8 protein-coding genes are annotated in these 10,720 nt (G+C 54.5%); 7 read left to right on the forward strand and 1 reads right to left on the reverse strand.

Translation table 11 applies throughout. The features are described 5' to 3' along the window. From KQJ19_RS19765 to tldD, 4 genes are all read left to right on the forward strand, one after another. On the forward strand, nt 1-469 hold a 469-nt coding region (locus tag KQJ19_RS19765), incomplete at its 5' end, for a Maf family protein (RefSeq protein ID WP_216404025.1). Further along, entirely contained in the window at nt 459-1,928 is a 1,470-nt protein-coding gene (rng, locus tag KQJ19_RS19770) for a ribonuclease G (RefSeq protein ID WP_003828822.1), read from the forward strand. The genes KQJ19_RS19765 and rng, both read left to right, overlap by 11 nt. A 114-nt stretch (nt 1,929-2,042) precedes the next feature. Then, nucleotides 2,043-5,843: an AsmA2 domain-containing protein YhdP gene (gene yhdP, locus KQJ19_RS19775; RefSeq protein ID WP_216404026.1), complete on the forward strand. Its 3,801-nt coding sequence runs from the start codon at nt 2,043-2,045 to the stop codon at nt 5,841-5,843. Between the two features lie 147 nt (nt 5,844-5,990). Beyond that, nucleotides 5,991-7,436, forward strand: coding sequence for a metalloprotease TldD (gene tldD, locus KQJ19_RS19780; RefSeq protein WP_016154713.1), 1,446 nt, complete (start codon nt 5,991-5,993; stop codon nt 7,434-7,436). A 94-nt stretch (nt 7,437-7,530) separates the two neighbouring features. On the opposite strand, the gene aaeR is transcribed toward tldD, so the two are convergent. Next, a complete protein-coding gene (gene aaeR, locus KQJ19_RS19785; RefSeq protein WP_016157586.1) occupies nt 7,531-8,460 on the reverse strand; it encodes an HTH-type transcriptional activator AaeR in 930 nt (309 codons plus the stop codon). 184 nt (nt 8,461-8,644) lie between these two features. On the opposite strand from aaeR, the gene aaeX reads away from it, so the two are divergent. The 3 genes from aaeX to KQJ19_RS19800 form a co-directional block, all read left to right on the forward strand. Beyond that, nucleotides 8,645-8,848 (forward strand): p-hydroxybenzoic acid efflux pump operon protein AaeX, encoded by a 204-nt coding sequence (gene aaeX / locus KQJ19_RS19790; protein WP_003025177.1) that lies wholly within the window; start codon nt 8,645-8,647, stop codon nt 8,846-8,848. 7 nt (nt 8,849-8,855) lie between these two features. Next, the gene (gene aaeA, locus KQJ19_RS19795; protein WP_016154711.1) at nt 8,856-9,788 is read left to right on the forward strand and encodes a p-hydroxybenzoic acid efflux pump subunit AaeA; all 933 of its coding nucleotides are present in this window, start codon (nt 8,856-8,858) and stop codon (nt 9,786-9,788) included. A 5-nt stretch (nt 9,789-9,793) separates the two neighbouring features. Beyond that, nucleotides 9,794-10,720 (forward strand): FUSC family protein (locus tag KQJ19_RS19800; RefSeq protein ID WP_216404027.1); only part of this gene is annotated, 927 nt, incomplete at its 3' end.

The following is a 10,720-nucleotide window of genomic DNA, read 5'->3' on the forward strand; positions in this document are numbered from 1 at the left end:
GCAGTATGTTTCGCGTCTGGCACGCGAAAAAGCGCAGGCTGGCGTGGCGCTGGCGCAGCGTGATTTGCCTGTATTGGGTGCAGATACCATTGTTATCCTTAATGGCGAAGTGCTGGAAAAACCACACGACGCCGCCCATGCCGCAGTAATGCTGCGCAAACTGTCGGGCAAAACGCATCAGGTCATGACCGCCGTGGCATTGGCCGACCGCCGGCACAGTCTGGACTGTCTGGTGGTGACGGAAGTGACGTTCAGAGCACTAACCGATGAGGACATCGCGGGCTATGTTGCCAGCGGTGAACCAATGGATAAAGCAGGTGCATACGGTATTCAAGGGTTGGGTGGCTGTTTTGTCAGGAAGATCAATGGCAGCTATCACGCCGTAGTCGGCTTACCGCTGGTAGAAACGTATGAGTTGCTGACCAATTTTAACGCACTGCGTGAGAAAAGGGATAAACATGACGGCTGAATTGTTGGTAAACGTAACGCCATCGGAAACTCGGGTGGCTTACATTGATGGCGGTATTCTGCAGGAAATTCATATTGAACGTGAGGCGCGACGCGGAATCGTAGGCAATATCTACAAAGGTCGTGTAAGTCGTGTACTTCCGGGTATGCAGGCGGCTTTTGTAGATATTGGACTGGATAAAGCCGCATTTCTTCACGCTTCAGACATCATGCCGCACACCGAATGCGTGGCGGGTGAAGAACAAAAACAGTTCACCGTGCGCGACATTTCTGAACTGGTTCGCCAGGGCCAGGATCTGATGGTGCAGGTGGTAAAAGATCCGTTGGGTACGAAGGGCGCACGCCTGACGACGGACATCACGCTTCCTTCCCGTTACCTCGTCTTTATGCCGGGTGCTTCGCACGTTGGCGTTTCCCAACGTATCGAAAGCGAAACCGAACGCGAACGCCTGAAAAAAGTGGTGGCGGATTACTGCGATGAACAGGGCGGATTCATCATTCGCACAGCGGCGGAAGGCGTCTGCGAGGAGGATCTGGCCTCGGATGCTGCCTACCTGAAGCGCGTCTGGACTAAAGTCATGGAGCGTAAAAAACGCCCGCAAACGCGCTACCAGATGTACGGTGAACTGGCGCTGGCGCAGCGCGTGTTGCGTGATTTTGCTGATGCCCAGCTTGACCGGATCCGCGTTGACTCTCGTCTGACTTATGAAGCGTTGCTGGAGTTCACAGCGGAATATATCCCCGAAATGACCAGCAAGCTGGAACATTACAGCGGGCGCCAGCCCATTTTTGATCTCTTTGACGTTGAGAATGAAATCCAGCGCGCGCTGGAACGCAAGGTTGAACTGAAATCTGGCGGCTATCTGATCATCGATCAAACTGAAGCAATGACCACCGTCGATATCAATACCGGAGCGTTTGTTGGGCATCGTAATCTCGACGACACTATCTTTAATACTAATATTGAAGCAACGCAGGCCATTGCTCGTCAGCTGCGTCTGCGTAACCTCGGCGGCATTATCATTATCGATTTTATCGACATGAATAATGAAGACCACCGTCGACGGGTACTGCACTCTCTGGAACAGGCGCTGAGCAAGGATCGCGTAAAAACCAGCATCAACGGTTTTTCACAGCTGGGCCTGGTGGAGATGACGCGCAAACGCACGCGTGAAAGCGTGGAGCATGTGTTGTGCAACGAGTGTCCGACCTGTCATGGGCGCGGTACGGTGAAAACCGTGGAAACTGTATGCTATGAAATCATGCGCGAAATCGTGCGGGTACACCATGCATATGACTCCGATCGTTTCCTGGTTTATGCATCTCCGGCAGTGGCTGAAACCCTGAAGGGTGAAGAGTCACATGCGTTGGCGGAAGTGGAAATCTTTGTCGGCAAACAGGTTAAAGTACAAGTCGAACCGCTGTATAACCAGGAGCAGTTCGACGTTGTCATGATGTAATCTGGCCTGGAAAACGCCCAATGGCGATACCTTGCAGGCCGGAGAAGGCGTTCACGCCGCCATCCGGCAAGACGGTTTTGTGAGTCACATTTTTTGGTAGACAAGGAGAGGCGCGTGAGGCGATTGCCGGGGATATTACTGCTCACTGGAGCCGCATTCGTTGTCATCGCAGCGCTGCTGGTCAGTGGGCTGCGCCTTGCGCTACCTCATCTTGATAGCTGGCGTCCGGCCATCCTTGGCAAGATTGAATCCGCCACCGGTCTGCCCGTCTCCGCCAGCCAACTTTCCGCTAGCTGGCAAAATTTCGGTCCTACTCTTGAAGCGCGCGATATCCACGCGCAGCTTAAAGACGGCGGTGAATTTTCGGTAAAGCGCGTCACCTTAGCGCTGGATGTGTGGCAAAGCTTGCTGCACATGCGCTGGCAGTTTCGCGATCTCACCTTCTGGCAGTTGCAGCTGCGTACCAACACCCCCATCCAGCGCAGCGAAAGCGGTGATGGAATTGAAGCCGGCCACCTGAGCGATCTCTTCCTGCGTCAGTTTGATCATTTCGATCTACGCGACAGCCAGATTAGCTTTTTAACCCTCTCAGGCCAGCGTGCAGAACTGGCGATCCCACAGCTTACCTGGCTTAACGGTAAAAATCGGCATCGCGCTGAAGGCCAGGTCAGTCTCTCCAGTTTGACCGGGCAGCACGGTGTTATGCAGGTTCGAATGGATCTGCGTGATGACAACGGGCTGTTGAATAACGGTCGGGTCTGGCTGCAGGCCGACGATATCGACGTCAAGCCGTGGCTGGGTAAATGGATGCAGGATAATGTCGCGTTGCAAACCGCGCGTTTTAGCCTGGAAGCATGGATGACGATCAGAAAAGGCGTCGTTTCCGGCGGCGATGTCTGGCTGAAAAAAGGTGGGGCAAGTTGGCTGGGAGAGAATCGTACGCACACGCTCTCCGTCGATAACCTGACGGCGCACATCAGCCGCGAGCAGTCGGGCTGGCAATTCTCCATTCCCGATACCCGTATCACGATGGATGATAAACCCTGGCCAAGCGGGGCGTTAGCGCTGGCCTGGATCCCTGAACAGGAAGTCGGCGGCGAGAATAACAAACGCAGCGACGAGCTACGCATCCGCGCCAGCAATCTGGAGCTGGCCGGGTTAGAAGGGCTGCGTCCGATGGCGGCCAAGTTATCGCCTGCGCTGGGTGATATCTGGCGGGCCACGCAGCCGAGCGGCAAAATAGATGTGCTGGCGCTGGATATCCCGTTACAGGCAACAGAAAAAACCCGCTTCCAGTCCTCGTGGACCAATTTGGCCTGGAAACAGTGGAAGCTGCTGCCAGGGGCAGAGCATTTCTCCGGTAGGCTTGCGGGCAGCGTTGAAAACGGGGCGCTCACTGCTTCCATGAAGCAAGCTAAAATGCCGTATGAAACCGTCTTTCGCGCACCGCTGGAAATAGAGGACGGCGTAGCGACGCTAAGCTGGCTGAAGAATGATAAAGGTTTCCAGTTAGATGGGCGCAATATTGATGTTAAAGCGAAAGCGGTACACGCACGCGGTGGTTTTCGCTATCTGCAGCCCGCCAATGATGAGCCATGGTTGGGCATTCTGGCAGGTATCAGCACCGACGATGGCTCTCAGGCCTGGCGTTACTTCCCGGAAAACCTGATGGGCAAAGAGCTTGTTGATTACCTCAGCGGCGCTATTCAGGGCGGCGAAGCGGATAACGCCACGTTGGTGTATGGCGGCGACCCGCATCTGTTCCCGTATCTACACAATGAAGGGCAGTTCCAGGTACTGGTGCCGCTTCGCAATGCGAAGTTTGCTTTCCAGCCCGACTGGCCCGCGCTGACTGACCTTAATATTGAACTGAACTTCATTAACGACGGCCTGTGGATGAAGACCGATAGCGTTAATCTGGGCGGCGTGAAGGCCAGTAATCTGACGGCTAACATCCCCGACTATGCCAAAGAAAAACTGCTGATTGATGCCGACATCAACGGGCCGGGCAAGGCGGTTGGACCTTATTTTGATGAGACGCCATTGAAGGATTCACTCGGCGCTACGCTTGAGCAGTTGCAGATTGACGGCGATGTGAATGCTCGCTTACATCTTGATATTCCGCTAGACGGCTCGCTGGTTACCGCCAAAGGTGACGTCAACCTGCGTGATAACAGCCTGTTTATTAAACCGCTCGACAGCACGCTGAAGAATTTGAATGGTAAATTCAGCTTTATCAACGGCGATCTGAAGAGCGAGCCGATGACCGCGAACTGGTTTAATCAGCCGCTGAACGTCGACTTTTCCACGACCGAAGGGGCGAAAGCCTATCAGGTAGCCGTGAATCTGCAAGGTGACTGGCAGCCAAGCCGCATGGGGATTTTACCGGCGCAGGTCAACGACGCGTTGAACGGTAGCATAGCGTGGAATGGCAAGGTAGGAATCGATCTTCCGTATCATGCTGGGCCGACCTACAACGTTGAGTTAAAGGGCGACCTCAAGAATGTAAGTAGTCACTTACCTTCTCCGCTGAATAAGGCGGCCGGTGAGGCGTTGCCGGTGAACGTTAAGGCCAACGGCAATCTGCGCAGCTTTGATCTGACCGGCAACGCTGGCAGCAAGAATCATTTTAATAGCCGCTGGCTGCTGAATCAGAAACTGACGCTTGACCGCGCAATCTGGGCGTCGGAAAGCCGCACCGTGCCAGCGTTACCCGATCAACAAGGCATAGAGCTTAATCTTCCCCCTATGGATGGCGCGCAATGGCTGGCGTTATTCCAGAAAGGCGCTGTGGATAACGTGGGCAGCAACGCTAACTTCCCGCAGCGCATCACGGTGCGTACGCCATCGTTATCCCTGGGCGGTCAACAGTGGAATAATTTGAGTATCGTTTCTGAGCCTGCGAGCAATGGCTCCACCGTGCAGGCGCAGGGCCGTGAAATTAACGCCACGCTGGCTATGCGCAATAATGCGCCGTGGCTGGCCAATATTAAGTATCTTTATTACAACCCAAGCGCGGCAAAACCGTCACAAAATAGTACGCCAGCCTCGCCGTTCTCAGCCATCGACAACGTCAGCTTCCGTGGCTGGCCGGACCTTCAGCTGCGCTGTGCCGAGTGCTGGATGTGGGGACAGAAATACGGGCGCATTGACGCCGATGTAGCGATTAAAGGCGACACGCTCACCTTGAGTAACGGTCTGTTGGATACGGGTTTTGCCAGACTGACCACCGACGGCGTGTGGGTGAATGCGCCGGGCAAGGAGCGAACGTCGCTGAAGGGTAAACTGAGCGGCAATAAAATTGACTCCGCAGCCGGTTTCTTTGGCGTATCAACGCCGATCCGCAATTCTTCATTCAACGTGGAGTATGATCTGCATTGGCGTAATCCGCCGTGGGATCCTGATGTAGCCTCGCTGAATGGTATTTTGCGTACCCGGCTGGGCAAAGGCGAACTTACCGAACTCAGTACCGGACATGCGGGGCAACTGTTACGTCTGCTAAGCTTCGATGCGTTACTGCGTAAACTGCGCTTTGATTTTAGCGACACCTTCAGCGAAGGCTTCTATTTCGACTCGATTCGCAGCACGGCGTGGATCAAAGATGGCGTGATGCATACCGACGACACGCTGGTGGATGGTCTGGAAGCCGACATTGCGATGAAAGGCTCGGTGAACCTGGTACGCCGGGAGCTGGACATGGAAGCCATCGTCGCACCAGAAATATCTGCCACCGTAGGGGTTGCCGCCGCGTTTGCCGTCAACCCGATTGTTGGTGCGGCGGTGTTTGCCGCCAGTAAGGTACTGGGGCCGCTGTGGAGCAAAGTCTCAATTCTGCGCTATCGCATCACTGGTCCGGTCGATAAGCCGCAAATTAACGAAGTTCTGCGTCAGCCGCGCAAAGAAAGCCAGCAATGATTTGACGGGGGCGAGTAATTGCCCCAATCTCAGTACATAGTATTGCCGGATGGCGCAGCGCTTATCCGGCCTACAGCAGCCTAACAACGTAGGCCGGATAAGGCGTTTTTTCCGCTATCCGGCAGAATTAAATGAGTAATCAAAACGATGAGTCTGAACCTGGTAAGTGAACAATTGCTAGCGGCAAATGGCCTGAAACATCAGGATCTGTTTGCCATCCTGGGCCAACTGGCCGAACGCCGTCTTGATTACGGCGATCTCTATTTTCAGTCGAGCTATCACGAATCCTGGGTTTTAGAAGACCGCATCATTAAAGATGGTTCTTACAATATCGATCAGGGCGTTGGCGTGCGCGCCATCAGCGGCGAGAAAACAGGGTTTGCCTATGCAGACCAGATTAGCCTGTTGGCGCTGGAACAAAGCGCTCATGCCGCGCGTACTATCGTGCGTGACAACGGTGACGGCAAAGTAAAAACGCTGGGGGCCGTGGAGCATCAGGCGCTTTACACCTCGGTTGATCCGCTGCAGAGCATGAGCCGCGAAGAAAAACTGGATATCCTGCGCCGCGTAGACAACGTGGCCCGTGCCGCCGACAAACGCGTCCAGGAAGTGACCGCCAGCCTGACCGGTGTTTATGAACTGATCCTGGTGGCCGCGACTGATGGTACGCTGGCCGCTGACGTCCGCCCGCTGGTACGTTTGTCCGTAAGCGTACAGGTCGAAGAGGACGGTAAGCGTGAGCGCGGTGCCAGCGGTGGCGGCGGTCGTTTTGGCTATGACTATTTCCTTGGCGACCTTGATGGTGAAGTCCGTGCCGACGCGTGGGCGAAAGAGGCCGTACGCATGGCGTTAGTCAATCTGTCCGCGGTAGCAGCGCCTGCAGGTACGCTGCCGGTAGTACTCGGCGCTGGCTGGCCTGGTGTTCTGCTGCATGAAGCGGTCGGTCATGGTCTGGAAGGTGATTTTAACCGCCGTGGCACCTCGGTATTCAGCGGTCACATGGGTGAGCTGGTGGCATCAGAACTGTGTACCGTTGTGGATGATGGCACAATGGCGGACCGTCGTGGTTCCGTGGCTATCGATGACGAAGGGACACCGGGTCAGTACAACGTGCTGATCGAAAACGGCATTCTGAAAGGCTACATGCAGGACAAACTGAATGCGCGCCTGATGGGCGTAGCGCCAACGGGTAACGGTCGCCGTGAATCTTACGCGCACCTGCCGATGCCGCGTATGACCAACACCTATATGCTGCCGGGGAAATCCACGCCGCAGGAAATCATCGAATCCGTTGAATACGGTATTTATGCGCCTAACTTTGGCGGCGGTCAGGTGGATATCACCTCCGGGAAATTTGTATTCTCGACATCCGAAGCGTACCTGATTGAAAACGGTAAAGTGACCAAACCGGTGAAAGGCGCAACGCTGATTGGCTCCGGTATCGAAGCGATGCAGCAGATTTCGATGGTGGGTAACGACCTGAAACTGGATAACGGGGTTGGCGTTTGCGGCAAAGAAGGACAGAGCTTGCCGGTGGGCGTGGGCCAGCCGACGCTGAAGGTGGATAACTTGACCGTAGGTGGCACTGCGTAACGACCCGGTCGCCGGATAGCACTCAGCGTATCCGGCCTGGAATGTGCATTGGCACTGAGTGTAGGCCCGGTAAGCAAAGCGCTACCGGGCTTTTTTATTTCTCTTTGCCCCGGCCGTACATCCCCTGAAACAGCTGCGCCACATCGACAAAATAATCTGTCAGATAGTTAATCACCACCTGGACCTTGAGCGGTAGTTTGTCTTTTTCGGTATACAGCGCATAGACCGGACGTGGATCCGACTGGTAGCGGGGCAGCAGGATCTCCACTTCACCACGATTGATCTCATTGATCACCCACATCAGCGGCACATAGGCAATGCCCGCCCCTGCGGCCAGCCAGCGCACCAGCGTCATCGGATCGTTAGTCACGAAGCGCCCCTCCGGGATCAGGCGGGTAGAGATCCCCTCCGGAGCGATAAGTTCGAATTCATTATCCGGGCGCACGCTGTATTCCAGCCACGAGTGGTTGCTGAGATCGGCGGGTTTTTCCGGCACGCCAAACTGCGCGAGATAGCTTTTAGCGGCGCAGACCACCATCGGCATGGTTCCCAGGCGACGTGAAAACAGGCTGGAGTCCTGCAACGCGCCGACGCGAATAACCACGTCCAGACCGTCGGCGATTAAATCCGGTGCCGGGATGCCTGTTACCAGATTTACCGTCAATCCTGGATACTCTTTCAGCATCGTTGCGGTCAACCCGGCGAGGACATTTTGTGCCATGGTTGAAGAACAGCCAATGCGCAAGGTGCCGATGGGCGTGTTGTTAAAGGCATAAAGCTGTTCGTGAACATCCTGTGCTTCGTGCAGCATCCTGCGGCAACCCTGATAATAAATTTTACCGGCTTCGGTTAGCCCAATGCTGCGTGTGCTGCGGTTTAGCAGCTTGACCTGTAGCTCATCTTCCAGTTTAGAGACCGTCTGGCTTATCGATGAAACGCTCATTTGTAGCTGTCTTGCGGCGGCGGTGAAGGAGCCCAGTTCGACAACTTTGGCAAACACCGACATACGTTTTAATCGTTCCATTGTTCACTCTGACTTAAAAGTGATTTAGATCACATAATATAGATAACAGCATAACAGTTACGTTAATATATTATTATTCAAATAACAGCTATGTCGCTCTCGCCTGGCTCATCCTTGCCCTTCTCTGCGGTGACATACGCTAGAAAATCTATCACCTGCACTCTCTTAAGCTACCAAGGTCAACATGAGTCTGTTTCCCGTTATCGTGGTGTTTGGTCTGTCCTTCCCACCGATTTTTTTCGAATTACTTTTGTCACTGGCGATTTTCTGGCTGGTGCGCCGGGTACTGGTTCCAACTGGCATCTATGATTTTGTCTGGCACCCGGCTCTGTTTAACACCGCGCTGTATTGCTGCCTGTTCTATTTAATAACGCGCCTGTTCGTTTGAGGTTGAAGTGAAAACACTAACAAGAAAACTCTCCCGTACGGCCACGACTCTCGTACTGGTCATTCTGGCCTTCATCGCCATTTTCCGCGCATGGGTGTTCTACACCGAGTCGCCGTGGACGCGTGATGCGCGCTTCAGCGCCGACGTTGTGGCAATAGCCCCGGATGTCGCCGGGCTTATCACTAACGTCAACGTTCATGATAATCAACTGGTGAAGAAAGACCAGGTTCTGTTTACCATCGATCAGCCGCGCTATAAAAAAGCGCTCGAAGAAGCGGAAGCAGACGTCGCCTACTATCAGGTGTTATCACAGGAAAAACGCCAGGAGGCCAGCCGTCGTAATCGGCTGGGCGTGCAGGCTATGTCTCGTGAAGAGATCGACCAGTCAAACAATGTCCTGCAAACCGTATTACACCAGCTTGCGAAGGCGCAGGCGACCCGCGACCTGGCGAAATTAGATCTGGAACGTACCGTCATTCGCGCGCCAGCAGATGGCTGGGTGACTAACCTGAACGTCTACAGCGGCGAATTTATTACTCGCGGCTCTACGGCGGTGGCATTGGTCAAACAGCATTCTTTTTATGTGCTGGCCTATATGGAAGAAACCAAGCTGGAAGGCGTCCGCCCTGGGTATCGCGCAGAGATCACCCCGCTGGGCAGTAATCATGTGCTGAAGGGCACCGTTGATAGCGTGGCGGCTGGTGTAACGAATGCCAGCAGCACGCGGGACGCAAAGGGTATGGCGACCATTGATTCCAATCTTGAATGGGTGCGTCTGGCGCAGCGTGTACCGGTGCGAATTCGTCTTGATGAGCAGCAGGGAACCCTGTGGCCTGCGGGGACTACGGCTACCGTCGTCATTACCGGCAAGCAGGATCGCGATGCAAGCCGGGAATCCTTCTTCCGTAAAATGGCGCATCGCCTGCGCGAGTTTGGCTAATCGTGATGGGCATTTTCTCTATTGCCAACCAGCATATCCGCTTTGCGGTAAAACTGGCGTGCGCGATTGTACTGGCGCTGTTCGTTGGCTTTCACTTCCAACTTGAGACCCCGCGCTGGGCGGTGCTGACCGCCGCCATTGTGGCGGCTGGCCCGGCCTTTGCCGCTGGCGGAGAGCCCTATTCTGGTGCTATACGCTATCGCGGCATGCTGCGTATTGTTGGGACATTTATCGGCTGTATTGCTGCACTGATCATTATCATCAGCATGATCCGCGCCCCGTTATTGATGATCCTGGTGTGTTGTATCTGGGCCGGTTTTTGTACCTGGATCTCGTCGCTTGTGAAGATCGAAAACTCCTATGCCTGGGGACTTTCGGGCTATACGGCGCTGATTATCGTCATTACCATTCAGGCTGAACCGCTGCTGACGCCGCAATTTGCGCTCGAACGCTGTAGTGAAATAGTGATGGGGATTGTCTGTGCTATTGTGGCCGATCTGCTCTTTTCGCCCCGTTCGGTGAAACAGGAGATTGATGTCGAACTGGACAGCCTGCTGGTGGCGCAGTATCAGCTTATGCAGCTGTGCATTAAGCATGGTGACAGTGAAGAAGTGGACAAAGCCTGGGGCGATTTAGTCCGGCGTACGGCGGCACTGGAAGGCATGCGAAGTAACCTGAATATGGAGTCCTCACGCTGGGGGCGGGCTAACCGCAGACTCAAAGCATTGAACACGCTGTCACTCACGCTCATCACGCAGTCCTGCGAAACCTATCTTATTCAGAACACTCGACCCGAACTGATCACTGATACCTTCCGCGAGTTGTTCAATATGCCGGTTGAAACGGTGCAGGATGTTCATAAACAGTTGAAGCGGATGCGGCGGGTGATTGCCTGGACCGGCGAACGCGAAACGCCGATCACGATATATAGT

Origin of the sequence: Citrobacter sp. S46_ASV_140 (genome assembly GCF_018919545.1) — a bacterium.
Classification (GTDB): domain Bacteria; phylum Pseudomonadota; class Gammaproteobacteria; order Enterobacterales; family Enterobacteriaceae; genus Citrobacter; species Citrobacter braakii.